The sequence below is a fragment of the Streptosporangium sp. NPDC048047 genome, assembly GCF_040653115.1.
GTDB lineage: Bacteria > Actinomycetota > Actinomycetes > Streptosporangiales > Streptosporangiaceae > Streptosporangium.
The window spans coordinates 185,985-212,507 of the sequence record NZ_JBEZNH010000009.1; the positions used below are offsets into that span (position 1 = coordinate 185,985).

27 protein-coding genes and 1 tRNA gene are annotated in these 26,523 nt (G+C 71.5%); 11 read left to right on the plus strand and 17 right to left on the minus strand.

What is annotated here, in order from left to right; translation table 11 throughout:
• Position 1 precedes the first annotated feature (1 nt).
• Positions 2–1,192, minus strand: coding sequence for an FAD-dependent monooxygenase (locus tag AB0D67_RS11140; protein WP_362932399.1), 1,191 nt, complete (start codon positions 1,190–1,192; stop codon positions 2–4).
• Between the two features lie 62 nt (positions 1,193–1,254).
• On the opposite strand from AB0D67_RS11140, the gene AB0D67_RS11145 reads away from it, so the two are divergent.
• A complete protein-coding gene (locus AB0D67_RS11145) occupies positions 1,255–1,827 on the plus strand; it encodes a PadR family transcriptional regulator (protein WP_362932401.1) in 573 nt (190 codons plus the stop codon).
• A gap of 54 nt (positions 1,828–1,881) precedes the next feature.
• On the opposite strand, the gene AB0D67_RS11150 is transcribed toward AB0D67_RS11145, so the two are convergent.
• The 3 genes from AB0D67_RS11150 to AB0D67_RS11160 all read right to left on the minus strand — a co-directional run bounded on the left by AB0D67_RS11150 (position 1,882) and on the right by AB0D67_RS11160 (position 4,402).
• Positions 1,882–2,340: a DNA-binding protein gene (locus AB0D67_RS11150; RefSeq protein WP_362932403.1), complete on the minus strand. Its 459-nt coding sequence runs from the start codon at positions 2,338–2,340 to the stop codon at positions 1,882–1,884.
• A 256-nt stretch (positions 2,341–2,596) separates the two neighbouring features.
• Positions 2,597–3,178: an ATP-binding protein gene (locus AB0D67_RS11155; protein ID WP_362932405.1), complete on the minus strand. Its 582-nt coding sequence runs from the start codon at positions 3,176–3,178 to the stop codon at positions 2,597–2,599.
• 267 nt (positions 3,179–3,445) lie between these two features.
• Entirely contained in the window at positions 3,446–4,402 is a 957-nt protein-coding gene (locus AB0D67_RS11160) for a TIGR03885 family FMN-dependent LLM class oxidoreductase (protein ID WP_362932407.1), read from the minus strand.
• A 109-nt stretch (positions 4,403–4,511) separates the two neighbouring features.
• Between AB0D67_RS11160 and AB0D67_RS11165 the strand changes: the two genes are divergently transcribed.
• The gene (locus tag AB0D67_RS11165) at positions 4,512–5,501 is read left to right on the plus strand and encodes a hypothetical protein (RefSeq protein ID WP_362932409.1); all 990 of its coding nucleotides are present in this window, start codon (positions 4,512–4,514) and stop codon (positions 5,499–5,501) included.
• A gap of 101 nt (positions 5,502–5,602) precedes the next feature.
• Here AB0D67_RS11165 and AB0D67_RS11170 read toward each other — a convergent pair whose 3' ends face one another.
• From AB0D67_RS11170 to AB0D67_RS11180, 3 genes are all read right to left on the minus strand, one after another.
• Positions 5,603–5,971 (minus strand): STAS domain-containing protein, encoded by a 369-nt coding sequence (locus AB0D67_RS11170; protein WP_362932411.1) that lies wholly within the window; start codon positions 5,969–5,971, stop codon positions 5,603–5,605.
• A gap of 153 nt (positions 5,972–6,124) precedes the next feature.
• Positions 6,125–8,044: an amino acid transporter gene (locus AB0D67_RS11175; protein WP_362932413.1), complete on the minus strand. Its 1,920-nt coding sequence runs from the start codon at positions 8,042–8,044 to the stop codon at positions 6,125–6,127.
• A gap of 244 nt (positions 8,045–8,288) precedes the next feature.
• On the minus strand, positions 8,289–11,294 hold the full coding sequence (locus AB0D67_RS11180) for a glycosyl hydrolase (protein WP_362932415.1): 3,006 nt from the start codon (positions 11,292–11,294) through the stop codon (positions 8,289–8,291).
• Between the two features lie 414 nt (positions 11,295–11,708).
• On the opposite strand from AB0D67_RS11180, the gene AB0D67_RS11185 reads away from it, so the two are divergent.
• Positions 11,709–12,074, plus strand: a complete 366-nt coding sequence (locus tag AB0D67_RS11185; RefSeq protein ID WP_362932417.1) for a hypothetical protein — start codon at positions 11,709–11,711, stop codon at positions 12,072–12,074.
• Positions 12,075–12,157: 83 nt separating this feature from the next.
• Here the strand turns inward: AB0D67_RS11185 and AB0D67_RS11190 are convergent, their stop codons facing one another.
• Together AB0D67_RS11190 and AB0D67_RS11195 are read right to left on the minus strand one after the other, a co-directional pair.
• Complete coding sequence (locus AB0D67_RS11190; RefSeq protein WP_362932419.1) at positions 12,158–13,171, minus strand: cytochrome d ubiquinol oxidase subunit II; 1,014 nt, start codon at positions 13,169–13,171, stop codon at positions 12,158–12,160.
• Between the two features lie 4 nt (positions 13,172–13,175).
• Positions 13,176–14,630 carry a cytochrome ubiquinol oxidase subunit I gene (locus AB0D67_RS11195; protein WP_362932421.1) on the minus strand — a complete coding sequence of 485 codons (1,455 nt, stop codon included), beginning with the start codon at positions 14,628–14,630 and terminating at the stop codon, positions 13,176–13,178.
• A 284-nt stretch (positions 14,631–14,914) separates the two neighbouring features.
• Between AB0D67_RS11195 and AB0D67_RS11200 the strand changes: the two genes are divergently transcribed.
• Positions 14,915–15,472, plus strand: a complete 558-nt coding sequence (locus tag AB0D67_RS11200) for a dihydrofolate reductase family protein (RefSeq protein ID WP_362932423.1) — start codon at positions 14,915–14,917, stop codon at positions 15,470–15,472.
• A 104-nt stretch (positions 15,473–15,576) separates the two neighbouring features.
• Positions 15,577–16,425 (plus strand): NAD(P)H-binding protein, encoded by an 849-nt coding sequence (locus tag AB0D67_RS11205; RefSeq protein ID WP_362932425.1) that lies wholly within the window; start codon positions 15,577–15,579, stop codon positions 16,423–16,425.
• A gap of 119 nt (positions 16,426–16,544) precedes the next feature.
• Here AB0D67_RS11205 and AB0D67_RS11210 read toward each other — a convergent pair.
• Positions 16,545–16,618 (minus strand) — tRNA-Lys (locus AB0D67_RS11210).
• A gap of 328 nt (positions 16,619–16,946) precedes the next feature.
• On the opposite strand from AB0D67_RS11210, the gene AB0D67_RS11215 reads away from it, so the two are divergent.
• Positions 16,947–17,315, plus strand: coding sequence for a PRC-barrel domain containing protein (locus AB0D67_RS11215; protein ID WP_362932427.1), 369 nt, complete (start codon positions 16,947–16,949; stop codon positions 17,313–17,315).
• Positions 17,316–17,400: 85 nt separating this feature from the next.
• Here the strand turns inward: AB0D67_RS11215 and AB0D67_RS11220 are convergent, their stop codons facing one another.
• The gene (locus AB0D67_RS11220; protein ID WP_362932429.1) at positions 17,401–17,952 is read right to left on the minus strand and encodes a nucleotidyltransferase family protein; all 552 of its coding nucleotides are present in this window, start codon (positions 17,950–17,952) and stop codon (positions 17,401–17,403) included.
• A 111-nt stretch (positions 17,953–18,063) separates the two neighbouring features.
• Between AB0D67_RS11220 and AB0D67_RS11225 the strand changes: the two genes are divergently transcribed.
• Together AB0D67_RS11225 and AB0D67_RS11230 are read left to right on the plus strand one after the other, a co-directional pair.
• A complete protein-coding gene (locus AB0D67_RS11225) occupies positions 18,064–18,579 on the plus strand; it encodes a DUF6328 family protein (protein ID WP_362932431.1) in 516 nt (171 codons plus the stop codon).
• A gap of 22 nt (positions 18,580–18,601) precedes the next feature.
• Entirely contained in the window at positions 18,602–18,751 is a 150-nt protein-coding gene (locus AB0D67_RS11230; RefSeq protein ID WP_175593845.1) for a GPGG-motif small membrane protein, read from the plus strand.
• A gap of 262 nt (positions 18,752–19,013) precedes the next feature.
• Here the strand turns inward: AB0D67_RS11230 and AB0D67_RS11235 are convergent, their stop codons facing one another.
• Both AB0D67_RS11235 and AB0D67_RS11240 read right to left on the minus strand, forming a co-directional pair.
• Positions 19,014–19,727 carry a metallophosphoesterase gene (locus AB0D67_RS11235; protein ID WP_362932433.1) on the minus strand — a complete coding sequence of 238 codons (714 nt, stop codon included), beginning with the start codon at positions 19,725–19,727 and terminating at the stop codon, positions 19,014–19,016.
• Positions 19,724–19,969, minus strand: a complete 246-nt coding sequence (locus tag AB0D67_RS11240; RefSeq protein ID WP_362932435.1) for a BON domain-containing protein — start codon at positions 19,967–19,969, stop codon at positions 19,724–19,726. The genes AB0D67_RS11235 and AB0D67_RS11240 overlap by 4 nt, the downstream gene beginning before the upstream one ends.
• A 152-nt stretch (positions 19,970–20,121) precedes the next feature.
• Here AB0D67_RS11240 and AB0D67_RS11245 point away from each other — a divergent pair, with 152 nt between their 5' ends.
• Positions 20,122–21,351: a glycosyltransferase gene (locus AB0D67_RS11245; protein WP_362932437.1), complete on the plus strand. Its 1,230-nt coding sequence runs from the start codon at positions 20,122–20,124 to the stop codon at positions 21,349–21,351.
• Positions 21,352–21,523: 172 nt separating this feature from the next.
• Here the strand turns inward: AB0D67_RS11245 and AB0D67_RS11250 are convergent, their stop codons facing one another.
• Together AB0D67_RS11250 and AB0D67_RS11255 are read right to left on the minus strand one after the other, a co-directional pair.
• A complete protein-coding gene (locus AB0D67_RS11250) occupies positions 21,524–21,775 on the minus strand; it encodes a DUF4235 domain-containing protein (RefSeq protein ID WP_362932439.1) in 252 nt (83 codons plus the stop codon).
• 132 nt (positions 21,776–21,907) lie between these two features.
• The gene (locus AB0D67_RS11255; RefSeq protein ID WP_362932441.1) at positions 21,908–22,171 is read right to left on the minus strand and encodes a DUF6458 family protein; all 264 of its coding nucleotides are present in this window, start codon (positions 22,169–22,171) and stop codon (positions 21,908–21,910) included.
• A gap of 74 nt (positions 22,172–22,245) precedes the next feature.
• Here AB0D67_RS11255 and AB0D67_RS11260 point away from each other — a divergent pair, with 74 nt between their 5' ends.
• Positions 22,246–22,764, plus strand: coding sequence for a shikimate kinase (locus tag AB0D67_RS11260; protein ID WP_362932443.1), 519 nt, complete (start codon positions 22,246–22,248; stop codon positions 22,762–22,764).
• Positions 22,765–22,899: 135 nt separating this feature from the next.
• Here the strand turns inward: AB0D67_RS11260 and AB0D67_RS11265 are convergent, their stop codons facing one another.
• Both AB0D67_RS11265 and AB0D67_RS11270 read right to left on the minus strand, forming a co-directional pair.
• Positions 22,900–23,562 carry a DUF305 domain-containing protein gene (locus tag AB0D67_RS11265; protein ID WP_362932445.1) on the minus strand — a complete coding sequence of 221 codons (663 nt, stop codon included), beginning with the start codon at positions 23,560–23,562 and terminating at the stop codon, positions 22,900–22,902.
• Between the two features lie 65 nt (positions 23,563–23,627).
• Positions 23,628–24,533: a lytic polysaccharide monooxygenase gene (locus AB0D67_RS11270; protein WP_362932447.1), complete on the minus strand. Its 906-nt coding sequence runs from the start codon at positions 24,531–24,533 to the stop codon at positions 23,628–23,630.
• Between the two features lie 232 nt (positions 24,534–24,765).
• Between AB0D67_RS11270 and AB0D67_RS11275 the strand changes: the two genes are divergently transcribed.
• Positions 24,766–26,187 carry an ATP-binding protein gene (locus AB0D67_RS11275; protein WP_362932449.1) on the plus strand — a complete coding sequence of 474 codons (1,422 nt, stop codon included), beginning with the start codon at positions 24,766–24,768 and terminating at the stop codon, positions 26,185–26,187.
• Positions 26,188–26,523: the final 336 nt, after the last annotated feature.

The following is a 26,523-nucleotide window of genomic DNA, read 5'->3' on the forward strand; positions in this document are numbered from 1 at the left end:
CTCACGGCCGCTCTCCCACCATTGTGGACACCGAGTCGTCCCAGGAGAGGCGGTAGTCGTGCATCCAGGCCAGCATGTCCCTCTTCTCCACCTGCCGCATGATCGTCGGCAGCGTGAGGTCGCGGAGGAACGCGCCGACGGGCCCCGGGGCCTTTCCGCTGCCGTTGCGCCTCCCCTGGGCCACGATCTTCTCGACCCGCCCGCGCCGCAGCCGTTCGAAGGCGGCGAACGCGTCGCGCGTGCCGGGCACGTCGCGCAGGCACCTGGCCAGCACCACCGCGTCCTCGACGGCCATCGACGCGCCCTGACCGGAGGAGGGCGAGGTCGCGTGCGCGGCGTCGCCCAGGAGCACCATGCGGTCGTTGAACCACGTCGGCACGGTCGGGAAGTCGTAGGTGTTCCAGGGGCCCAGGATGTCGCGGGTCGCGCCGATGACGTCGGCCATCGGCCCGGTGTCGCCCTCGAACAGCTCCAGCAGCCTGGCCCGCCACCGTTCCGGGGTGATCGCGGCCAGTTCCTCGGGGGTCGGCTCCCCGGGGCTCGCCGGGTTGGCGAACCACCACACCTCTCCGTCCGGGTGGATCAGGTAGCCGAAGAAGCACCTCCTGCCGAAGATGAAGTGACTCGTCCCCGGGACGCCCGGCACCGTGACGCCGCGGGCGAAGCCGCCGGTGTTCAGCAGGCCGACGTGCCGGGCCCGCGGCGCTCCGGGATCGATGATCGTCCGGGTGCGTGAGCGCAGGCCGTCGGCGCCGACCAGCAGGTCGCCCTCGGCGGTGCTCCCGTCGGCGAACACCGCCCTGACGCCGTCCGGGGTGGCCGAGGCGTCGGTGAGACGCCTGCCGTAGTGGATCGGCACGCCGCGCCGTACGGCCTCGTCGCGCAGCACCCGGTAGAGGTCGGCGCGCCTGATCGTCCGGGAGGGCTGGCGCTGGACGGCGAGCAGCCTGCCACGCCGGTTGAGGATCTCCATCCGCGGCGTGTCCATGCCCAGGTCGCGGACGAGGTCGTGCAGGTCGAGCAGGCGCAGCGCCTCCATCCCGTTGACCGCGAGCGTGAGGAAGGCGCCCACGCCCTCGGAGCCGCGGTCGTAGGCCTCGAACACCTCGGCGTCGATGCCGGCGCGCCGCAGGGCCATGGCCGTCACCGGACCGGCGATGCCCCCGCCGATGATCAGAGCTTTCTTAGTCATGAAATAAATATACATAATATGACTATCAGGGACCAGGGGCGGCCGCCGTTACGATGTCAGGCATGTCGACGAGGCGATCGCCCCTGGCCGTGGCGCTGCTCTCCCTGACCTGCGAGTCACCGATGCACGCCTACCGGATGCAGCAGATGATCAAGGATCGGCACAAGGACGACGTGGTCAACGTCGCGCAGCGCAACAGCGTCTACCAGACCATCGACCGGCTGCTGCGTGCCGGGCTCATCGCGGTCCGGGAGACCTCGCGCGAGGAGAACCGCCCGGAGCGGACCGTCTACGAGCCGACCGGCGAGGGCCGCGAGACGCTGCGGCGGTGGATGCGGGAGATGCTCTCCACCCCCGCCAGGGAGTTCCCCGAGTTCCCCGCGGCCCTGGCCTTCCTGCCGGTACTGGAGCCCGGCGAGGTCCACGCGGCGCTGGAGGAGCGGGTCGCGTCCCTGGAGGCCCGGCTGGCCTCGCTGGAACAGGAGATGGCCGAGGGGGCGGCCTTCCTGCCGCGCGTCTTCCTCGTGGAGAGCGAGCACCAGCGGGCCGTGCTCGCCGCGGAACTCGGCTACGTCCGCGGCCTCACCGAGGACCTCCGCACGGGCCGCCTCGACTGGGACTACAGGCTCCCCTAGCCGACCGCACGGCCCGACCGCCACGGCCCGGCCGGGGCGGTGCCGCCGGAGGTGTCAGCCGGCGCCGCCCGTCTCGGCGGCGATCCGGCCCGCCAGGCGCTCGTAGCGCTGCCGGGCGGCCTGGGAGGTGCCCAGCCCCAGCCCGAAGGCGATCTCCTGCCAGGTGAGACCGCGGCCCCTGGCCATCTGCAGGAGCCCCGCCTCGAGCTGGTCCATCTCCGCGCGGGCCAGCGGGATGAGGGTCAGGGCGGCGGTGATGTCGGCGTCGTCCACCTCCGGCTCACCCTCCTCCGGCAGGGCGGAGCCCGCGGCGAGGAACGAGACGAGCCTGACGGCCTCGTGCGGGCCGAGCACCGACGGGTGGACCTGCCGGGAGCGCTGCTCCTCGGTGGCGGCGTGCCGGTCGGCGATGCGCGACAGCGCGGCGTAGACGCGGTGCGCCCGCGCCTGCCCCGGGTCCGGGGGCGTGAAGGGGTCGAGCGACTGCGGTGGCTGATCGGTATCGGAAGACATGCGACCAGCATGGCCGCAGCAACACTTCATTGTCAACGTATTGATTTAAACAATATGTTCAAAAGAGGGTGACGGTTCGATCCTCTCCGCCTCCGTCGCACCGCCCAGACCGCGCCTCCGTCGCACCGCCCAGACCGTCGCCCGGCCAGGTCCGCCCCCCGAGACTCCCGTCCGGCACACCGCTCGTCGCACCGTACGGCCATGCTCGTCACGGCGTGTCCACCACACCGTACGGCCACGCCCACCGGCCGGCCCGTCACGCCGTGCGGTCCCGTCCGATCCCGGTCACCGGGATGCCCGGGGTCCGCGGATGCGGGACGGGCGCGCCGAAGACGAACCAGACGATCTTCCCGCCGGTGGCCGGCCAGGTGACGCCCCAGCCGTCGGTCAGGACGCCGACGATCTGCAGGCCGCGCCCCCCGGTGGCCTCGTCGTCGGCCTCGCACACCCGGGGCGCCCCGGCCCCGGGGTCGAACAGCTCGCCGTACACGTGGCCGGCGCCGCAGCGCAGCCTGAGCGCGCATGCCGCGCCGCCGTGCCGCACCGCGTTGGTGACCAGCTCGCTGACGACGAGCACGCAGTCGTCCACCAGGTCTCCGGCTCCGGACAGGGCCAGTTCGTCACGTACCAGGGAGCGCGCGTCGCGCACGCTCGTGGGAGTCGCGGGCAGCAGGCGCTCGGCCGTGCGGGTGAACACCGTGCGGGCGGACACCGCCCGGTGGGTCATGGCATGGGTGGCGGGTCCGTGAGCGGCGGGCTCATGAGCGGCGTGGGTGGCGGATCCGTGAGCGGACGCCGGGCCGAGCGGCTCGACGCACGAGCTGGGCTGGAGGGTCACCTGCTTCTCCTCTGTGTGGGAGCGCTCCCACAATCCAATGTAGAGGAGATGACCGGCTTATGTGAACTGATTGCGACACAACTGTTTCGTCCAGTTCTCATTTCCTCGCCGGACCCGCCGGACCCGCCGGGCCCGCCCGCGACCGGCGGGCGGGCCCGGAGCGGGCGGGTTCAGGAGAACGGGCCGACGCGGGAGAACCCGCGAACGGGCCGGTTCAGGAGAGCCGGCGGGCTCAGGAGAACCCGCGGCATCAGGGAACCCGCGGGATCAGGGAAGCTGCGGCAGGACCTTCGCCCCGAAGGCGTCGATGAACGCCTCCTGCTCCTGCCCCACATGGTGCAGATAGACCTGGTCGAAGCCCAGCTCCACGTACTCGCCGATCCGGGCCGCGTGCCATCCCAGGTCCGCCGAGACGTTGACCGACTCGGTCACCTTCGACGGCGGCACCTCCTCGGTGACCATGTCGAACAGCTCGGCGGTGTCGATGTCCCAGCTCGCCGGTGGGCCGAAGACGTTGCTCCGCCACTGGTCGTGGGCGATCGCCAGCGCTTCGTCGTCGGTCTCGGCCCAGCTCAGGTGGACCTGCAGGACCGCCTTGCCCTTCCCCCCGGCGTCCCGGTAGGCGCCGAGGACCTCGCGCAGCGTCTCCAGGGGGGCGTTCACGGTGATCAGCCCGTCGGCCCAGTCCGCGCACCACCGGGCGGTCTTCGCGCTCACCGCCGCCCCGAACAGCTCCGGCGGGACCTCCGGCCTGGTCCACAGCCGGGCCCGGTCCACGGTGACCAGGCCGTCGTGGCTGACCTCCTCGCCCGCCAGCAGCGCCCGGATGACGTCGACGCACTCCCGCAGCCGCGCCGTACGGACGTCCTTGCGCGGCCAGCGGCCGCCGGTGATGTGCTCGTTGCTCGCCTCCCCGGTGCCCAGCGCCGCCCAGAACCGCCCGGGGAACATCGCCCCCAGCGTGCCGATCGCCTGGGCGATGATCGCCGGGTGGTAGCGCTGGCCGGGGGCGTTGACCACGCCGAACGGAAGGCTCGTGGCCTGCAGGGCGGCGCCCAGCCAGGACCAGGCGAACCCGGACTGGCCCTGCCGCGTGCTCCAGGGCGAGAAATGGTCCGAGGACATCGCCGCCGCGAACCCCGCCTGCTCGGCCTGCGTCACCGCCTTCAGCAGCTCGGCCGGGTGAATCTGCTCGTGTGATGAATGGAAGCCATAGGTCGCCATGTCGCCCGGCTACCCGAACCCGGACGATTCACTCAGGACGGCACGTGACGGTCTCGTGCCCGTCACGCATGCTGGGGACGGAGGATCTTCAACGAGGAGGGAGTCCGGAGTGGACCCGAACGTGCCCCGGCTGATGTGGCAGTTGCTGGAGCCCCTGCACGCCGTCACCTACTTCGCGCCGGAGGCGCGGGCGGCGGCCGACGCGGCCGGCCTGCGCGGTTTCTGGATGGGTTACTTCGCGACCCGGGCGGCCCCGCTCGGCGCGGTGGGCCCGGAGGTGGTCACCGCCGCCTTCCACGGGTTCCCGCCCGCCCGGGTGGCCAGGGCGCTGCCGGACGCCTGGGGGTTCGCGTCCCCGGACGCCGTGCTCCGGGCCCGTATGGACGGGGCGGGGGCCGCGCTGCGACGGCTGCTCACGGACGCGACCGCGCCGGGGGCCCCGGAACCGCCGGACGCTGTGGAGGGACCGGGTGGCAGGGAGGAGCCGGGCGCCCTGCGGGCGGGTTCGCCGCCGGACGGCCTGGAGGAGGCCGGTTCGCTCGCCTGGGAGGCGGCCCGCCGGGCCGACACCGCCGGGCGGGTGCTCGCCGCGGCGAACCAGGCCGTTCCCGAGCCGGAGGATCCGTACCTGCGGCTGTGGCAGGCGGCGACCACGCTGCGCGAGCACCGCGGCGACGGGCATGTCGCCGTCCTCGTCGCCGGCGGCGTGTCCCCGGTCGAGGCCCACCTCCTCAAGATCGCCGCGACCGAGGCCGACGCGGACGGGCTCCGCCTGGCCAGGAAGTGGGACGAGGCGGAGTGGGACGCGGCGCTCGGCTCCCTGCGGGCGCGGGGGTGGCTGGACGGCGGGGGCCGCCTGACCGGGGAGGGCGCGCGGGAACGCGACCGGATCGAACGGCTGACCGACGAGGCCGCGGCCGGTCCCTGGCGGGCGCTGGGCGGGGAGTCCACCTCCGCGCTCGCCCGGCTGCTGTGGCCGCTGGCGTCCGCGGTGATGGGGTCGGGCACGTTCCCGGTGCCGAACCCGGGCGGCATGCCGTGGCCGCCCGAACCGGTGGACGGCCTGACCGGCGGCCCGGCGGACGACCGGGCTCCGTGACACCCCGACTCATGACTTCGGCCCCATGGCCCTCGGAACCGCGCCTCCCGGACCCGCGGCGCCGGGCGCGGCCGCCCCTTCTCGGAGGGCGGGCGGGGCCGTCAGCCGCGGGTCCGCGCGCTGGCCAGGGAACCGGCGACGTCCGTGTCGATGGCGAAGAAGGTGTAGAGGTCCGTGATCTGCAGCAGCCGCTCCAGGTGACCGCTCACCCCGGCCAGCCGCAGCCAGCCGCCCGCCTCGTAGGTCGTGTTCACCCCGCTCAGGAAGGTCCGCAGGCCGGTGGAGTCGCAGAAGGTGACGCCCTCGACGTCGAGGATGATGTGCGTCTGCCCGCCGGAGACCAGGCGGTCCACGGCGCCTCTGAGCAGCGGGCTGGAGGTCCGGTCGATGTCGCCGGTGACGGTGACCACGGCGCAGCCCGCGTCATGGTGGTGGGAGACGTCGACGAACAGCTCTCTACTCATCGTCATCCACTCATTCCACGCGGCTGAGGTGCCACCCGCGCCGGTAGCCGGCCAGTGATCAAGGTATACCCCCGGCGCCGAGTCGCCCGGGCGACGCTCAGGAGACATGTGCGTAACGGCCGCGCCCGCGCCGCTCGTCCTGGACCGCGAGTGGACGGGTCAGCCCACGTGGACGATGGGACGACGTTCCACGTCGGGCTCGGCCTGGCGCAGGACCTCCCGGGTGAGCGGCGCCACGTCGCCCCCGCCGAACACCAGGTAGCGCAGCAACGCGCCGACCGGGTTGCCCTCCGCCCAGTGGAAGTAGACGTGCGGCAGCTTGCCGGTCCTGTCGCGCAGGTGGAGCAGAACGGCGGCGATCGCGTTGGCCACGGAGGCGCTCTCCACCCGCAGGATGCGGAAGCCGTGCCGTTCCTCGCCCTTCACGCACACCTCGGAGGCGAACTCCGACGCGTCCGGCACCGTGATCTCCAGGAAGACGGCCTTCTCGGCGCTGCGCAGCCGGTGGCGCTGCCACGCCTCGCGGGCCTTGTCGACGTACTCCTTCTTGTCGCGGGCGTGCGGCTCGTTGGCGATGAGGTGGATGTCCCCGCACTCGTTGATGAAGCGCAGGGCCGTCTCGTCCAGGTCGACGCGGGTGACGCGCAGCTCGGTCGAGCGGGTCGCCCGGGAGACCAGCGAGGTGACGACGATCGCCAGGACGAAGAACAGCGCGATCACCAGGCCGTCGGGACGTTCGATCATGTTCGCCGCCGTCGCGTAGAGGAGGACCAGCGTGATGAACCCGAACGGCGCCGCGGCCCTCCTCCGTCCCTTCTTCCAGAGCGACAGCGTGACGGCGACCGCCGCCGACAGGATCAGCGCCAGCACGCCGGTGGCGTAGGCGCCGCCCTGAGACTCGACGTCGGCGCCGAAGAACAGGGTGATCACGAAGGAGACGGCGGTGAAGACCAGCACCATCGGGCGGGCCGCGCGCGACCAGTCGGGGGCCATGCCGTACCGGGGGAGGTAGCGCGGCACGATGTTGAGCAGGCCCGCCATCGCCGAGGCTCCGGCGAACCACAGGATCGCGATCGTGCTGACGTCGTAGGCGGTGCCGAACCACTCACCGAGGTAGGCGTGGGCCAGGTAGGCCAGGGCGCGGCCGTTGGCCCCGCCGCCGGGGGCGAACTCCTTCGCCGGGATCAGCACGGTGGTGGCGAAGCTGGAGGCGACGAGGAAGACGCTCATCACGAGCGCGGCCGTGGTCAGCAGCTTCCTCGCGCCGTGGATCCGCTCCTTCAGGTCGCCCTTGACCAGGGGCATCACCGCGACGCCCGTCTCGAACCCGGACAGTCCAAGGGCCAGCTTGGGCATCACGTAGAGCGACACGGCGACCATCGCGATCGGGCTGGAGTGGTCGGCGGTGAGCGCCGACCACCAGTTCACGACCAGGCCGGACGTACCGGCCACGTGCGTCAGGGCGACGGCCAGCACGACCACGTTGAAGGCGAGGTAGACGCCGACCAGCACGACCGCGATGGAGATCGCCTCGCTGAACCCCATGAGGAACACCAGGCCGAGCAGGGCGATCAGCACCAGTGTGACCGGCACCTGCCAGCCCTGGAACACCGCCGGGACGAACGGGTTGTGCAGGACGTGCGCGGTGGCGTCGGCCGCCGACAGGGTGATCGTCACGATGAACGCGGTGGCGACGAACCCCAGCAGGAACAGCACGAGCAGCTTGCCGGGCCAGCCGGGCAGGAGGCGTTCCAGCATGGACAGCGAGCCCAGGCCGTGCGGGCTCTCCTTGGCGACCGCCCGGTAGGTCGGCAGCGCGCCGAACAGCGTCAGCGCGACCAGCAGCAGCGTCGCGACCGGGCTGAGCGTCCCGGCGGCGAGCGCGGCGATGCCCGGCTGGTAGCCGAGGGTGGAGAAGTAGTCGACGCCGGTCAGGCACATGACCTGCCACCAGCGGTGCTGCCGGTGCGGCGTCTCCTCGTGATGCGGGCCCGGCGTCTTCAGGTCGGCGCGGTGCAGGCCCTGCAGCAGCCACCTGCGGACCCCCGACCCGGTGTCCGGCGAGGCGGACGTGGTCACCCTGTCTCCTTGCGCTTGGTGAGCGTTGCGTCTCCGGTGGCGGAGAGGGCCGGCCTCCGGCACGCCCACGAGTCCTGAACGGTTCCGTCCCGCCTCCCTATGCCCCGGTACGGGGTGAGAACGCCCATCTGCGCCACACGAGACGGCCGGGGCCATCGTGGCCCCGGCCGTCTCATCTTCCACCTGGCCGCGCCGCGCCGTCACCCCGCCCAGGGGTACGGCCGGCCGCCGGTGTCGCGGCGGATCAGCCGAACGGCAGCCGCACCGGCGACGTGTCGCCCGCGCCGAGGGTGGTGGCGCCGTTGCCGATGGCGTTCCAGACCTCGACCTTCACCGTGCCGCCGGCGAGGTCGCCGTACGCCCCGGACGACGACAGCAGCCCTGCCGCCTGGGTGTAGTGCTCCCACCCGGCCAGCGGGTCGGTGGCGAAGTAGCGGTAGGTCTCCACCCTGTCCCAGGTCCCGTTCCCGGTGAGGTCGTAGGAGATCCTGAGCTGGGTGCCGTTGCCGACCGTGGTCCCGGCGTCCACGGACAGGTCGAAGGCGGTCGTGCCGCCGTTGTAGGCGGCGGTCAGGCCGGTCGCGGTGAAGACCCGCGCGTTCGCCGGGGCGCCGTCGTGGTTGACGCCGCCGGCCGAGGCGATCGTGACGGCGCCCGCCGCGCCCTTGGCGCCCGGGAGCGTCCCGTCCGCCTGCGGGTACCGGGTCGCGGTGAAGGGGGAGACCGTCACCGTCGGGGTCGGAGTCGGAGTCGGGGTGATGGTGGCCGTCGGGGTGATGGTCGGGGTGACGGTCGCCGTCGGGGTGATCGTCGGGGTCACGGTGGCCGTCGGGGTGGCGGTCGGGGTGACGCCGCCGTCCGCGTCGCCGCCGCTCCAGTTCCGGGCGCCCGAGGCGACCGTCCTGCCCGCCGGCACGGTGAGCCGGGTGCCGTTGGAGAAGGTCACCGTCATGTCGGTGCCGGTGATGTTGGACGCCACGTAGGTGCGGGCGCCGTTCTTGCTGAACACCTTGGCCAGCGGGTGGTCGGCGACGATGGTGGCGTCCACCGTGCCGAGCGCCGCGAGGTTGCGGATCCAGTGGAAGGTGTGCGCCCTGCTCTCGCCCTCCTCGGGGGTGTAGCCGGGCGCCGCGCGGAGCTTGGCCAGCGCGGTGTCGCCGTCGCCGAGTGCGAGGTACTCCCACAGGATGTCCTGCCACACCGTGGGTTCTCCCCCGTTGTTCCTGACCACCTCGTCGTAGTTGCGGCGCACGTAGCCCGGGTCGTCGCCGAGGTAGAAGTGGCCGCCGGTGACCGGGAGCATGTTGATACCCTGGATCATCTCCGGCTCGGGGCTGAACCAGGTGGCGTAGGCGCCGCCGTCACCCCAGACCATGCCGACGGCGCCGTGCCCGAATTCCTTGGGGAAGTTCTGGTCGCGGGTGTCGAACCAGTACTCCTTGATCGCCTCCGCCTGGGTCGTGTAGATGTAGACGCCCGCGTCGCGGACGGCGGTGTCGCCGGTGGCCTGGCCCCACTGGATGAGGGCGTTGGCGAAGTTCATGCCCTCGGACGAGGACTCCTGGTTGTTGCCCGCGACGAACGCCCCGTGGCCCGACGCCCAGTCGTGGCCGGCGTAGATGTCGAAGTCACGCAGGTAGGGGAAGCGCTCGTCACCGCGGTCGTAGTTGTTGGCGTCGCGGATCAGCAGGTCCACCATGCCTCCGTACCGGCTCTTCTTCGCCCAGTCCGGCTGGAACTTGGCGAGGGTCGCCGCGGCGGCGATGTAGTAGCCGTAGTGGAAGTGGTGGTCGTTGAGCTCCTGGTCGGAGCCGTAGGAGGCGGGGTAGCCGATCAGCGTGCCCCAGTTGCGGTCGTAGTAGAAGACGCGCGAGGTCTTGCCCGCGGTGGCGGTGAACCAGTCCTCCATGCGGGTGCGGATGGCGGTCAGCGCCGTGTCGCGGACCGAGGTGAGGCCGAGCTGGTCGGCGATCTCCGCGATCCGGGCGGCGCGGCCCAGGCCCTTGCCGGTCCAGTAGGTGTCGTCGCCCCGGATCATCATCGGGTCGCCGAGCTCGGCGTTGAGGTACCCGGTGATCGCGGTGAGGTCGGCGCCCGAACCGTCGGCGACCGCGGGCACCTCGGGCAGCACGCCGGTGTAGGTCATCGTCGTCCTGAACCCCGTCCCGGTGATGATCTTCATCGGGCCGCGCGCCGAGGCGTACGTGGGGGTGAGCGGGGTCGAGCCGGTCAGGTGGTTCCACTGGTGCGGGTACAGGGCGATGACGGTGCCCTTCTCCGTGCCCTGCCTGGCCGTGGTGGTGAAGCCGTACGTCGTGCTGACCGTGCCGTTCGACGGGTCGTACGCGTAGGAGACGCGGGTTCCGGTGACGTGCGCGTGCGCGTACCGGGCGTAGGTGGCGGCGAGCGCCGCCTTGTCCTGGACGTCGGGCAGCACCGCCACCGAGAAGAAGCCCTTGCCGGCGAGGGAGGAGGTGATCGCCGCGCCGTTGACGGTCCAGGTCGCGCCGTCGGGGGCGTAGGCGACGTAGTCGCTGCCGCCCACGGTGAACCCGATCATGGAGCCGTTGTTCGACCAGACCGTGGGGGCGCCGGCGGTGCCGTTGATCCGCGCGTCGCCGCCGGTGACCTGGAAGTAGGTGAACGGCAGGCCGTGGCCGATGGTCGCCTTCATCGTCCGGGTTCCGTCGCTCCAGTACGGCGTGACGGTCCAGTCGCTCCAGCCGTCCACCTTGACGTCGGGGGAGCTCATCCCTGTGACGCCGACCCGGATGTCCTCGCTGTAGGCGTACTTGTACTCACCGACCCCGGTCGGCGTGCCGGTGATCCCCGTCGGCTTGGAGCTGTAGGAGAAGCCGAGGCCGTCGGCGAAGGTGTCGTAGGAGGCCGGGTGGGCGTGCAGGGGGGTGCCGTAGGAGCAGTCGTCCCGCTTGAAGAGGATCGAGGACCACCAGTCGTTGGTGGGGACGGCCCCCTTGGGGGCGTTGGCGGTCACCCAGCGGCGCGGGTTGGTGGAGAGGTCGGCGCAGCCGGTCGGCAGGGGACGGCCGGCGGGCAGCGTGTCGGCGTAGCCGCCGGCGCCCACGGTGGCCGCCTCGGCGGGACGCGCCGCGCCGAGCCCGGCGCCGAGGCCGAACACGCCGGCCAGCAGCGTGACGGCCGTGAGCGTGGCCAGGGCCCGTCGGCGGGCGGGACCTCTTCGAGGGGGACGGGACGTGGCCGGCTTCGCGGCATGGGTCGGTTGATCCATGGGGGTGCCTCCAGGGGAGGGGTCGGATCTGGAGTGGTGCGGCTGAGAGAGCGCTCTCACAGCGGAAGTTAGTCAGCCGTCCGGCCCTCGTCAATATTTCGCCGCGATTACCCCGGAATGAATTTTCTTCGCCCCTCTGACCGAGCTAATCGCTGACGGGGACTCCTTCATCCGCGCGCCGGGAAACTGACAGGTCGCCTGACCGGTGACACGAACAGCCGTCCGACATCTTGAGAGCGCTCTCCCGATAACGCCAGGCAGGCCGGGCGGCACCCTCATCCCGCGTCGGCGCGGAGAGCGCGGATCCGCGCGCCGCAACTGGCGGATGGGCCACAGAACCATGACTGGACACGAAGAGTGATTGTTCGTTTACTGTGTGTGTTCACTCCGGCACCCCCTGCTTCAGGAGGAATCATGCGGCACGGAAAACTCATGGCCATCGCCCTCGCGACCGTCACCGGCTGTGCGGGACTGGCAGCGGCGGCGGCCTCCCCGGCCACCGCCACCGTCGACACCGCCGCCAGTTCGGCGGCCGACTTCACCGGCTACCAGATCGTCAAGCTCCCCAACGCCAACGTCCCCAACTTCACCCGCCGCGTGGTCCGGTGCCCCGACGGCAAGCGGGCGGTCGGCGGCGGCGCCGAGGCGCAGGGCGCGGACGCGATCCTCGTCGGCTCCTTCCCGACCGACGACGGCACCGGCTGGATCGGCCTCGGCCGGCAGAACCGCTACGGCGACGTCGGCATCAGCGTCTACGCGATCTGCGCCAACGTCAGCTGACCCGCCTCCTCCACTCTGGCCGGACCTCCCCCGGGTCTGGCCAGAGCCCTGTCCGGGTCCGGGCGGCACCGCTTCGGGGCGGGTCAGCCGTGGGATCCGGTGTCGTACGGCGAGCGCCGCTGCAACAGCAGCAGCCACGCCATGGACGGCAGGACCAGCAACGCGCCCACGGCGAGCACGAGGAGCGTGGCGCCGAGCACCGACCGGGTGGCGGCGGCCTGGTAGACGGTCAGGCCGGGCGGCAGCATCGCGGGATACTGCGCGACCGGCCACCCCCACAGCACCGCCGTGACGGCCAGCGCGGCGGTGACCCGGACGAGCAGGAAACGCCTGCGCCACAGCAGGACCAGGGAGACCAGGCCGAGCACGGCGCTGCCCACCACCAGCGGCAGCGCCCGATGGATGAGCCCGTCGAACAGCCGGGGCGCGTCCCAGCGCAGCACGGCGACGCCGGCCAGCGCGACGGCGCCCACGACGAGGCCCGTCACCAGCGCCCGGCGCCGGAACCCCTCGGCCAGGTCCGGCAGCCCGGCTCGCCGCGCATCGTCGCACAGGTACACGGCGGCGAGGTAGACGCAGACGCCGACCGCGAGGACGCCGCCCAGCATCGAGGTGGGATTCACCCAGCTCGTCACGATGTTCCCGGCCCCCAGTCCCGGCGGGACGCGCCCGGAGGCGATCCCCCCGGCGACCACGCCGAGGAAGAAGGGCGTCAGGAGCGAGGAGATCGCGAAGGCCGCACCGAACAGGCGCTGCTGCCACGGCTCGGTGCTGGCCTTACGGAAGGCGAACGCGGCGCCCCTGGCGATGATGCCGAGCGCCACGAGCGTCAGCGGGATGTACAGGGTGGACATCACCGCGGCGAACGTGGCGGGGAAGGCGGTCCAGAGCACGACGAGAACGAAGATCAACCAGACGTGGTTGGCCTCCCACACCGGCCCGATCGTGTGCTCGATGAGTCTGCGCTGCGGCATGCCCGTCGTGGCGCGTCCGGCCAGCAGGTCGAGGACTCCGCCGCCGAAGTCGGCCCCGGCGAGCAGCGCGTACAGCGTCACACCGACCCACAGCACCACCAGCGTCGCCTGCACCAGGTCCACCGGGTCACCCCCGGTCCCCGGCCACGGGCGTCGCGCCCTGGGCGGGCTCCTCCGGCTCCTGGGGGGCGTGCACCCCCTTTCCCGCGGTCTCCGGCGCCCCGGAGTCGCGCGCCATGCGCCGCAGCACGTAGACGGTGGCGACGGTGAGGACCGCGTAGACCAGCAGGACGGCCGCGAATCCCGCCCACAGCCCCGGCACCGGATTGACGGCGTCGGCGGTGCGGAGCCTGCCGTACACCACCCAGGGCTGGCGGCCGACCTCGGTCACGATCCAGCCGGCCTCCACCGCGACCACGGCGGCCACCCCGGAGAGCGCGGCCAGGCGCAGGAACCACGGGGAACGCGGCAGGTCGCGCCGGCGCCACCAGGCCACGGCGAACCACACCGACAGCAGGAGCAGGAAGAACCCGATCCCCACCATCGCGTCGAAGGCCAGGTGGACCGGGTTGACCGGGGGCCGGTCGGCCGCCGGGACCACGTCGAGGCCGCGGACCACCGTGCCCGGGCTGTCACCGACCAGCAGGGACAGGCCGCTGGGGATCTCGACCGCGTAGTGCAACGCGCCGCCGGACTCGATGCCGCCGAGACTCAGCGGGGCATGCGAGCGGGTCTGGAAGAGACCCTCCATCGCGGCGAGCTTGACGGGCTGGTACTCGGCCAGGAACCGGGCCGCGTAGTCGCCCGCCACGATCTGGATCGGGGCGAAGACGGCGCCGAGCGCGAAGGGGATGGCGAAGCCGAGGCGGTGGTAGCGGTCGCGCCGCCCGCGCAGCAGCGCCACGGCGTAGACGGAGGCGACCGCGAAACCGGTCACCATGAACGCCGCCACGATCATGTGCAGCGTCTGCGGCGGCGTGGCCGGGTTCATCATCGCGCGCCAGGGGTCGACGTCGCGGATCCGGCCGCCCTCCAGGGTGAAGCCGACCGGCTGGTTCATCCAGGCGTTGGCGGTCACCACGAAGAACGCCGAGGCCACCCCGGCGACCAGCACGGGCACCCCGCTCAGCAGGTGGAGCCGGGGCGACAGCCGGCCCCAACCGTAGAGGTAGACGCCGATGAAGATGGCCTCCAGGAAGAAGGCGTTGCCCTCCAGTGCGAAGGGAAGGCCGATCACCTCCCCGTAGACGCCCATCAGGCCCGGCCACAGCAGCCCCATCTCGAAGCTGAGAATCGTCCCGGAGACCGCTCCGACGGCGAACAGCACGCCCACCGCCTTGGCCCAGCGGCGGACCAGCCGCAGGTGGTCGTCGTCACCGGTGCGCAGGGCCCGCCACTCGGTGAACAGCAGCAGCGCGGGCATCCCCACCCCGAGACAGGCGAGCACGATGTGCCAGCCCAGCGAGAAGGCCATCTGTGTGCGCGCGGCGACCAGGTCGGCCGGGCTCGCGGGGCCGGCCGCCGCGGTCAGCGCCGGTACGGCGAGGCCGACGAGGACGGTCACCCCGGGTGTCCCGGACACCGCGCCCCCTCCCCCCGCACGGCGGCCCCGCCGCTCCTCGCGCGCTCCCTGGTCTCCATGGCGTTCTCCCAGGTCACGTGGGCCTCCATGCCCCCATGGGCCCCTCACCCACACCTGCCTCCCCCCGCTCGCCCAGCGGCAAACGATACGAAGCCGCGTTGGAGCCACCATGCGGCGGTCACTTTCCGTAGTGTTTGCATGGCAGAAAGTCATGAACCGCCGGGTGTAGCGGACCTGTACGGCACACCGCCTCCGGCGGAGGCCCCTACGGAAGAGAGAGCAGGATGAGAAAGGTCATCGCGTCGGTCTACACGACGCTGGACGGCTTCATCGACGACCCGCACCTCTGGTCGCTCAAGTACTGGACGGACGAGGCCGCCGCCTACTCCCACGACCAGCTCTTCGCGAGCGACGCGCTCCTGATGGGCCGCGTGACCTACGAGGGGTTCGCGCTGGCCTGGCCCGGCAGGACCGGGGAGTTCGCCGACCGGATGAACGACATGCCCAAGTACGTGGTGTCCTCGACGCTGGACAAGGCCGACGAGTGGCACAACACCTCGGTCATCCCGGGCGACGAGGTCGCCGAGACGGTGGCCGAGCTGAAGCGGCGTCCCGGGCGGCAGATGCTGATCTACGGCTGCGGCCGGCTCACCGACACGCTGATGGAGCACGGCCTCCTCGACGAGTACCGGATCTGGGTCCACCCGCGGATCCTGGGCAGAGGAAGCCGCCTGTTCCGGGAGGGCACCGACGCCCGGCTGAGGCTCCTCGACACGCTGAGGTTCGACTCGGGCGTCATCGTCCTCTCCTACGCCCCGCAGGACCCCTCCCCCACGACCTGACCGCCGCACGACGGACCCGCCGCCCCGGCTCCGCCGGATTGACCTCGACTTTGGTCGAGGTTGCAGGCTGATCTCGGCACTTCCACCGAGAAAAGAGTTCTTCCATGATTCTGGTAACCGGGGCGACCGGCAACGTCGGCGGGCACGTCGTGTCCCAGCTGCTCGACAGGGGCGTCGCCGTACGCGCGCTGACCCGCGATCCCGCCGGGGCGGCCCTGCCGGACGGCGCCGAGGCGGTGCGGGGCGATCTGGCCGACCCCGCCTCCCTGGACGCCGCGCTGGACGGGGTGGAGGCGGTGTTCCTGCTCTGGCCCACGCTGGCGGCCGACCACGCCGCCGAGGCGGCCGTGGAGAAGATCGCCGGGCGGGCGCGCCGTGTGGTCTACGTCTCGGCGCGGGGCGTGTCCGACGACCTGGAGCGCGCGCCGGGCTCGATCCTGGGCTCCCACTCCTACCTGGAGCGCCTGATCAGGGGGACCGGCGTGGAGTGGACGTTCCTGCGTCCCGGCGGGTTCGCGGTGAACACCCTGCTGTGGGCTCCGGAGATCCGCGCCACGGGTGTGGTCCGCAGGTCCCACGGGGCGGCGGGACGGGCGCTGATCCATGAGCGGGACATCGCGACCGTCGGGGTGCTCGCGCTGACCGGGGACGGCCACGCCGGGGCGGCCTACGAGCTGACCGGGCCGGAGACCCTGACCCAGGCCGAGCAGGTCGCGGCCATCGGGGAGGCGATCGGCCGCCCGGTGCGCTGGGAGGAGGTCCCCCCGGAGAACACGCTCCGGGACCTCGTCGCGGGCGGCATGCCGGCCGCCATGGCCGAGGGCATCGTCGCCGCCCACGGCGCCATGGTGACGTCACCGGAGACGACCACCGCCACGTTCGAGAAGGTCACCGGGGTTCCGGCGACGCCGTTCCTCCGGTGGGCGATCGACCACGCCGACGACTTCCGCTGACGCCGTTCCCCGCGGCACCGGCGACGCAGGGCCGGGAACGGCGAGGAGCCGCTGACCGCGAGAGCCGGAAATGACGAAGAAAGCCCAGGTCGGCGATGCCGACCTGGGCTTTCCTTCCGTGCGCCGCCAGGGACTCGAACCCCGGACCCGCTGATTAAGAGTCAGCTGCTCTAACCAACTGAGCTAGCGGCGCCCGACTCGACAAGACTACCGGACCCGCGGCAGTGGTCCGTACCCGAAATGACCCACCCCGTCCGCCGCCGCCGGTTCGGAGGAGCCGCACGCCCCGGCCCCGCGCCGGTAAGCGCCCCCTCACTCCGAGGAGATATTTCGCCGCCCGGCATCGATCGGCATGCCCGCGTCGCCGTACGCCCATCCCCTGGTCGACGCCGATGATCCTTTCTCCCGGCCGGGGCAAGCCGTTCCCCCGGTTCCCCCAGACGCCGCCGGGTCTCGTTTAGGTCTCGTTTCCGGGGTAGCAGGGTGGAGTCCGGAGAACCGAACCGAAGGAGACAGACACCATGCAGCCTGATCTCTGGAACTACCGTTCCGACGTCCATGGTGACGACAAGACCCTGGATCTCGCGGGTTACCACGTCGAGGCGACCGACGGGAAGATCGGTTCCGTTGACGAGGCGACCTACGAGGTCGGCGAGAGCTACATCGTCGTCGACACCGGCCCGTGGATCTTCGGCAAGAAGGTCATGCTTCCGGCGAGCACGGTGACCAGGATCGACCCGCAGGAGCGCAGGGTCTACCTGGCCCGCACCAAGGAAGAGATCAAGAACGCTCCCGAGTTCGACGAGGGGGCCTTCAAGGAGCCGGCCTACCGCCAGACGGTGGGCGACTACTACGGCCGCTTCCCCTACGACGGACCGGGCACCTTCTGACCGGCCACGGCGATACGCACGAGAAGGGGCCCCGCCTGTCAGGCGGGGCCCCTTCTCGTGTGTACGGAGGTTCGCGTCGGGGGGTTCAGGGCCACGAGGGATCACCCGCGGCCTCGACGGGGCCGGAGATCACCCCCAGCCGCTCCAGCAGGGTCAGGAAGGTGGAGGCGTACGGCGAGACCTGGGCGACCGACGCCACGCGGTTCCAGTCGACCTGCTCACGCAATGCCCTGACCTGCGGCAGGAGCGAACCATAGTCACAACTGTGCTCCGACAGCGGCAGGAGCCAGGAGATCACCAGATCGGTCGCCTCCAGGACCGGCACGATGACGGCCGATGCCTTCATCTGTTCGGACCGCTCAAGCAGCTCCGGGGTGACCGGGTTGCCGCAGATGTTGAAGATCAGATCTACCAGCCTGCCTTCGTCGTACGCCTTGACCAGCCAGTCCTCCGGGGGTCTGGCCGTCTCGAAGCCCAGCTCGCGCAGCGCTTCCAGGGCCGTCGGCACGTCCTCCTGCGGCAGGACGAAGTCGACGTCGTGCAGCGAGGGCGCGGCCCCGCGGGCGTAGGCGGCACACCCGCCGGCGAGCGCGAACCTGACCTTCGCGTCCTTCAGCGCCGTGCTCGCCCGCTTCAACGTCTCCAGGATCGAATCCGTTACCTCATGGCTGTGACTTCCCATGGGACTCGCTTACCCCGTGTCTCCGCAGGTAGGCATGGCAATCCTTTACCAGGGCATTGGAATGTCATGATTCAGCCGGAATTTGCCGAAAAAGAGCCGATCGAGGATGACGCCAGGCCGGGAGAGAGCCACAAGGAACGGGTCGACCGCGAACTCGGGGAACTGTTGCAGGGACTCCGGGTCGCCGTCACGGGCGTCCAAGTGCTGTTCGCCTTTCTGCTGACCCTGCCGTTCGCCAGCGGCTTCCACAAGGTGGACTCGGTGGGCCGCTGGCTGTTCTTCATCGCGCTGCTGAGCGCCGCCCTCGCCTCCGTCTGCTTCATCACCCCCGCCGCCCAGCACCGCCTGCTGTTCCGGACCGGGCTGAAGGAGAGGATGCTGCACCGGGCCAACGAACTCGGCATCGCCGGGGCCGTCGGGCTCGCGATCGCGATGACCGCCTCGGTGGCGCTGGTCGCGGAGACCGTCATCAACGCCTGGCCGGCCGCGCTGTTCGGCGGTGCGATCGCCCTGTCCAGCGCGTGGCTGTGGATCCTCCAGCCCATCGTCGACCTTCATCGCGGCAAGGATGTTAAGCCTTGAGACATGGGGGCAGTGCATTGTCATGGCTACCTTGCTCTGGATCATCGCAGTCGTTCTCGTCATCGCCGGGATCTACGTCATCCTGGCCCGTCGCGACCTCCTCTGGGGGATCGTCCTCATCGTCCTCGGTTTCCTGGTCGGCCCCGGGGGCGTGAGCATCTTCAATGTCTGATGCGGGCGAATGAGCCCGCGTACCGAACAACCGAACACGAAGTCGCCCCGAATTCGTAACAGAAGCCTCAGCGGGCCGGGTTCTCACCCGGCCCGCTTCTTCTTTTCCCGGCTTCTCTCCCCGCCTTCTTCCCCTGCGGCCTTCTTCCCCGGCGGCCCTCCTCCCGGAGGCCGTACGGCCCGCGGCTTTCCGGAGAGGGATCCTTTCCCGGGGGCCGTACGACTCGCCTCAGGGGCCGTACGGCCCGCCGCCGTCCACCGCCTCAGAGGCAGTACAGCCCGTAGGCGCGTTTCAGCACCGGCAGCGCCACGTTGCGAACCCGGACGCCGCCGGGCGTCTCCCCCTTCTCCGTGCCCGCGTGCGCGTGGCCGTGGATGATCAGATCGGCGCCCTCCCCGTCCACCGCCTCGGCGAGCAGGTAGCTGCCGAGGAAGGGGTAGATCTCCAGGGGTTCGCCCTCAAGGGTGTCCTTGACCGGGGAGTAGTGCGACAGCACCACCTTGCGGTCGGCCTGGAGCTCCTTGAGCGCCACCCGCCAGCGCTCCGCGATCCGCTTGGTGTGCCCGACGAACGCCTTGATCTCGGGCTCGCCGAAGTCGCTGGCGCACTTGCCCGCGTACCCCCCGCCGAAGCCCTTGCCGCCGACCACGCCGAGCCGTACCCCGTCGATGTCGAGCACGACCGAGTCGTCGTGCAGGACGGTGATCCCGACGCTCTTCAGCAGGGCCGCGATCTCCGCGGGGACGTCGGAGTGGTGGTCGTGGTTGCCGAGTACGGCGACCACCGGGACCGGTAGGTCGCGGAACTCGTCGGCGACCACCCGCGCCTCCTCGATCGTGCCGTGCCGGGTGAGGTCACCGGCCAGGAGCAGCACGTCGGCGTGGTCGGCGAGGTCGCCCAGCCTCTCGCGGTAGCGCCCCCGCATGCTCTCGTCCAGGTGCACGTCCCCGACAGCCGCGATCCGCAGCTCTCTCACAGCTCCTCCCTCTCCCCCGGTCCCCTGACGTCCATGACGGCGATCTCGTTGCGAACCGTCAGCCCGGGAGCCGCCTCGCCGGCCACGTCGGCGATCAGCCCGCGGCGCTCGTCGCAGGAGACCTGACCGTGCAGGAAGAGCTGATCACCCCGGACGACCACGCGGATGCCCAGCTCGTGGGTCCTCTCGTCCTCCGCCAGCGCGCTCTGCACGCGCGCGGCGACGTACTGCGGAGCCTCCATCGCCTGAACTCCTTTCGTCCAAAACGCTCGCTTTCCCGAGAACGCCGAGGTCAAACGCGTTTAAAGAGCCCATGGCCAGGGAATTACCTCCGATTGGATGCCTAGGACGCAGGCACGTTCCTGTCGCGTTTCACCGCCGCGGAGCCGTGCCCATGAAGATCGCAATGGTGTCCGAACACTCCAGCCCTCTGGCGACCGTCGGCGGCGCCGACGCCGGAGGCCAGAACGTCCACGTCGCCGCCCTCTCCCGCGCGCTCGCCGAGCGGGGGCACGACGTCACCGTCTACACCCGCCGGGAGTGTCCCTTCCAGCCCGCCGAGGTGGCCTTCGCCCCCGGCGTCACCGTGGTCCACGTACCGGCCGGTCCGGCGGTGACCCTGCCCAAGGATGACCTGCTGGCCTGGATGCCCGACTTCGGCCGATGGCTGGCCCTGCGCTGGGACGCGGCCCCTCCGGACGTCGCGCACAGCCACTTCTGGATGAGCGGGCTGGCCTCGCTGGCCGCCGCGCGGGACACCGCGGTGCCGATCGTGCACACCTTCCACGCCCTCGGCACGGTCAAGCGACGCCACCAGGGGAAGGGCGACACCAGCCCGCGCGAGCGGGTGGGCGCCGAGACGCTCGTCGCCCGTCAGGCGGACGCCGTGATCGCCACCTGCGCCGACGAGGTCGCCGAGCTGGCCCGGATGCGGACGCCCGAGCGGGCCGTGCGGGTGGTCCCCTGCGGCGTCGACCTGACCGCGTTCACCCCGGACGGTCCCGGGGCGGACCTCGGCCCCCTCGCCTCCGGGCCGGTTCTGCTGGCCATCGGACGGCCCGTGCCGCGCAAGGGGGTGGAGACCACGATCCGGGCGCTGCGGCAGGTCCCGGACGCCACCCTCGTCGTCGCCGGCGGCTCCTCCGGGGAGCCGGAGCCGGCCCGCCTGGCGCGGATCGCCCGCATGTACGGCGTGGCGGACCGCGTCCGGTTCATCGGCCGGGTGACCCGCGAGGACGTCCCGGCGCTGATGCGCGCGGCGGACGCGGTGGTCAGCGTCCCCTGGTACGAGCCCTTCGGGATGGTGCCGCTGGAGGCCATGGCCTGCGGGACGCCGGTGGTCGCCTCGGCGGTGGGCGGGCATCTCGACACGGTCGTCCCCGGTGTCACCGGCCTGCTGGTCCCGCCGCGTGACCCGGTCGCGCTCGGCCGGGCCCTGCGCGAGCTGCTCGCCCACCCGGCCCGGCTCGACGCGTACGGCGCCGCCGCGGCCGAGCGGGCGAGGTCCGGTTACGGCTGGGACGAGGTGGCGGGCCGTACCCTCGCGGTCTACGCCGAGGTGCTCGCCTCGCGGGGCCGCAGCAGGAGGACCGCGGGCACGTTCCGGGGCACCGGAGCCGCCTGACGGCCGCGGGGACCGCGGAAGCCGCCCGACGGCCGCGGGCGGCTTCCGGGGCTCCGGCGGCCGACGGCCGGAAGGAGCCCGGGAGCGCGGAAACCGCCCGACGTTCACGGGGAACACGGAAACGCCCCGGCCGCACCGGTGGTCCGGTGCGGCCGGGGCGCTCCCGCGAGGATCAGCGGCCGGTGGCTCGATGGATCTTTCCGGTGGTGGTCCGGTCGAGGACGGCCTTGACCACACCGAAGATCGCACCCTGGATGGCCGCCGCGACCAGGATCTCCTTCCAGGCATACTGGTCGGAGGTCGGGTCCGGAGCCTCGTCCTTGCCTGAGGCGAACTTCCAGACCTGCTTGAAGATGGCTCCGGCGACGACGCCGCCGACCATGCCGGTCACCGCTCCGGTGCCCTTGGATACGATCTTGCTCAACTTCGCGTCCTCCGTTCAGGTCCTATGGAGCCGCGTCTACCCGGCGGGAGCCGCCGTTAACGGCGCGCACCGGGGGGAACGGACGGCGGAAGGACGTCTTCCCCGCCCGGAACCACCCGGGACCACCCGGGGTCACACCACCGGCGGGTCGTCGTAGCGACGCTCCTCGTAGACGCGGCGCTGGGTCACCGGGTCCTCGATCACCGTGGTGGTGGGCGCCTGCACGACGCGACGCGCGGCGCGAAGCCGGTAGAGCGCGAACAGCAGCCACACGAGACCGCCGAGCATCAGGATCACGCCGACGACGTTGATGTCGAACCCGGCGATGTCGAACTCGACCGCCCAGGTGAGAATCGCCCCGAGCATTATGAGGATGATGCCGCCTGCGATGGTCATGGGATTACCTCCTTCGAGCCAACGTCCCATCTCTATCCCACCCACGGATCTCAAACATCCCCACGGGAGTACGCGTGAAATTCAGCCCTCCGATCGTCGTCACGGGCCTGATGGGCGCGGGCAAGTCGTCCGTCGCCCGGATCCTGGCCCGCGAGCTGGACCGGCCGCTGCGCGACAGCGATCCCGACCTGGCCGCCCGGTACGGCGGAGCGACGGCGGCCGAGACCGCCGCCCGGGAGGGCGCGGACGTGCTCCACGAGCGGGAGGCCCTGCACCTTCGCGAGGCCCTCGCCGAACGGCCTCCGGTGGTGGTCGCCGCCGCGGCCAGCGTGGTGGAGAACCCCGCCTGCCGCCGGGTGCTGGCCCCGGCGCTGGTGGTCTGGCTGGACGCCCCGCCCGCCGTACTCGCTGAGCGGATGCTGTCGAGCGGGCACCGCCCGCACTTCGAGCCGGATCTCCCGGCCATGCTCACCAGGCAGCGCGCGGTCCGGGGGCCGCTGTTCGCCGAGGTCGCGGACCTGACGTTCGACGTCTCGGCGCTCACCGCCGAGGAGGTCGCCGCCCGGGTGCTCGGCTCACTCGGAAACCGCTGACCCGGCCCGGGTGCCCGGCTCGCCCGGAAACCGCTGACCCGGCACGGAGCCGGCGGCTCCACCGGTCCCGGACGGCCCGGGCCGCACGGCCGGATCGGTGTCGGGCCGTCCGGTCACGGGTGCGACGGCAGGCGGTCACCGGCCGAGCAGCGCCAGCATCCGCCGGATCTGCGCCGCGCGGGACGCCTCGATCCGCCCCGCCAGCGCCCGCACCTCGGGGTTCACCCCGGTCGCCGCCTCCAGCCTGGCCAGCTGGACCGCGTCGTCCTGCTGGGCGATCACCATGTTGAGGAACCTGCGCTCGAACTCGGCGGGCGGCGCGTCCGCGACGGAACCGATCTCCGTCTCGGTCAGTCCCGGCATGCCGCCGTGGGCGGCGTGCTCACCGGGGTCGGCGGTCAGGGGCCGCCCCCAGCCTCTCAGCCAGCCGGTCATCGTCGCGGCCTCCGCCTCCTGGGTGGTGGCGATGGCCGCCGCCAGGGTCCTGACCTCCGGACGGGCCGACCGGTCGCGGGCGAGCCGTGCCAGCCGTACGCCCTGGCCGTTGTGCGGGCCCATCATCTGCAGGAACATCACGTCGGCGGCGTTGACGCCGCCGGGCGGGGCGGTCGCCGGGGCGTCCGGCTGAGCGGCCGGGGCGTCCGGCTGAGCGGCGGGGGCGGACGCGGCGGCGCTCCCCCCGCCGTGCGCCCCGTGACCCGGGCCGGTGCCGTAGAACTCATGGGCGTCGGTGCCGCACCCGGCGAGCAGGACGGCACACAGGACGGGGCCCGGCACGGCCCTGACGATGCGCTTCACGGAAGACCTCCTCGGCGAAGGCTACGGCGGTCCGGGACGACGTGACGCCCCGGACCGCCGGCGGATCAGGCTCGCGCCCAGAGCGAGGGGACGTTCGGCGGCTCCCAGCCCGGCAGGGAGGTGTGCGCCTGCAGGCACCGGTAGGTCAGGCCGCCGTAGGTGACGCGCGCGCCCGCCGCGTAGGCGGTGTTCGCCTTCCACGCGTCACCCGGCTGCGGTGTGGCGGTCGCCGTCGGGGTCGCGGTGGGCGTCGCCGTCGGGGTCGCGGTGGGGGTCACAGTCGGGGTCGCGGTGGGGGTCACAGTCGGGGTCGGGGTGGGCGTCGGGGTGGGGGCGGTGCCCCCGCCGAAGTCCACGTCGGAGCAGGTATAGAACGCCTCCGTGCTGCCGACCACCCGCTGCCAGATCGAGTAGACGAGCTGACGGCCGGTCCGCTGCGGGAGGTTGATGGTCCAGTTGGTGAACGTGGTCGGGTTCTGGTTGGTGAAGGTCTTGATGGGCTCCAGGTCCGACCAGCGCAGTGGCTGCGTCGGGTTCCAGCTCTGCTTGGTGATGTAGAACTCGAAGTTGCTGTTCGCGTGCGGCGCGGTCGCGTGGTAGGTGATCGTCAGCGGGCCCGGGGAGACGCGCGTGGCGGGCCAGTCGGCCCGGGCCAGGTCCAGGCCCCGGTACTTGTCGCGCCCGGCGCTGCACAGCTTTCCGTCCGGGATGATCGCGCGGTGGTTGCCCCCGGCCTCCAGCCGCGAGACCTCGTGCCAGTCGTAGAACGCCTGGGTGCCGCCGGCGGCGACGGCGGCCTTGCAGGCGTCCGACTTCGGCGTCTCCGGGCCCTCCAGATGGCAGACGTAGGCACGGCTGGGCGGGTTCGACATGGAGCCGTGGGCGGCCGCGGGGGCGGAGGGCAGCAGGACGACCAGTGACGTCATGGTGAGCGCGGCGGCGCCGGCCGCCGCCTTGTGTCGCAGGAGCACGTGGACTCCTCCTTCGGGGAATGGAGGCGGACATGTCCAACGGCCGACGGATAGCACGTTATTAAAAGTAAACCTTACTAACAATTAGTGCCGCTCCGCCATCCCCTTCCCGGACGGGGATCCCGGGTGACACCCCTCGGCCGTTCTCGCCCAAGCCCGGCGGAGAAATCGGTGACAAATCCAGTCAACTACAGTTGAGTCAAATATACTTCGGTCAACTACACTTCGACTCATGCGCAAACCCGAGCACGTCTTCGACCGTGAGCGAGAGTGGGCGAGCCTTGTCTCCTTCGCCTCCGAAGAGGGCGCGGGAGCCCGGCTCGGCGTGGTGAGCGGCCGCCGCCGGCAGGGGAAGAGTTATCTCCTGCAGGCCCTGGCCGCGAGCATGGGCGGCATCTACTTTCCCGCGCTGGAAGTGACCGAGGCCGTGGCGCTCCGCCTGTTCACGGATGAGCTGATCAAGTTCACCGGTGCCCCGGTGCCCGCCTTCCGCGACTGGATCGACGCCGTCCCCCACCTCTTCGGCGTCGTCCGCGACCGGGCGGTTCCCGTCGTGTTCGACGAGTTCCCCTACCTGGTCAAGGCGTCCCCCGAGCTGCCCTCGATCATCCAGCGGGAGCTGGGCCCCGGCGGTTCCGGGGCTTCCAGCAGCGCCCGGATGCTGCTCTGCGGCTCGGCCATGCCGGTGATGGGCGGGTTGCTGGCCGGTACGGCCCCGCTCCGCGGACGCGCCGGGCTGGAGATGGTCGTCAGGCCCTTCGACCACCGCCAGGCCGCCGCGTTCTGGGGTATCGGCGATGCCCGGCTGGCGGCGCTGGTCCACGCGGTGGTGGGCGGGACTCCGGCCTACCGGAGGGAGTTCGTCCGCGGCGACGCCCCGTCCGGTCTCGGTGACTTCGACGACTGGGTGATCAGAACCGTCCTGAACGCCGAGGGACCGCTGTTCAGGGAAGCCCGCTACCTGCTGGCGGAGGGGACGGAGATCCGTGACCCGTCGCTCTACCACTCCGTCCTGGCGGCCGTCGCCGACGGGAACACGACGTCGGGGGGGATCGCCGGCTACGTGGGCCGCAAGTCCAACGAGATCGCCCATCCCCTCCGCGTGCTGGAAGACAGCCATCTCCTGGTCAAGGAACACGACCTCTTCAGGCCGAACCGCAGCTACTACAGGGTGGTCGAACCGCTCGTCACCTTCTATCAGGCGATCATGGCCAGGGAGTGGTCCCGCCTGGAACGCGGAGAAGCGGCGACGGTCTGGCGGGGCAGCCGGGCGCGTTTCCTGTCGCAGGTGGTCGGCCCCCACATCGAGATGCTCTGCCGGGAGTACGCCCTGTCCAGCGACGCCGAAGCCGGTGAGGTGGGCAGCGGCGTGGTCCCCGATCCGGCCGACCGCACGCAGATCCAGATCGACGTCGCCGTGCTGGCGCCCGCCGACCACGGACGTCCGCGCCGGATTCTCTCCCTGGGCGAGGTCAAATGGGACCGGGTCATGGGGGCCGAGCACGTGGCACGGCTCCGGCGCGCGCGCGACCTGCTCACCGCCAAGGGATTCGACACCCGGGACACCGTTCTGACGTGCTATTCCGGGGCCGGGTTCAGCACCGAAGCAGCGGGCGACGTCCGCCTGGTCACCCTCGACGACCTCTACACGTGATCATCGCTCAACCAGCGAGGGGCGCCGGTGTCTGGACTGAGGAACGCAGGAGCGCAGCGACGGAGAGACGAGGGAAGACACCGGGTAAGAGCCCCCGAGCCGCGACACGAAGTGTCGCAATGAGAACTGCAAGACACCGGTTACCAGCCCCCGAGCCGCGACGCGCAGCGTCGCCATGAGCACTACCCCGAGCCGCGACGCGCAGCGTCGCCATGAGAGAAGTGTCGCAATGAACACAGACGAAAGCCCAGGTCGGAGAACCGACCTGGGCTTCGCTGTCTGTGCGCCGCCAGGGACTCGAACCCCGGACCCGCTGATTAAGAGTCAGCTGCTCTA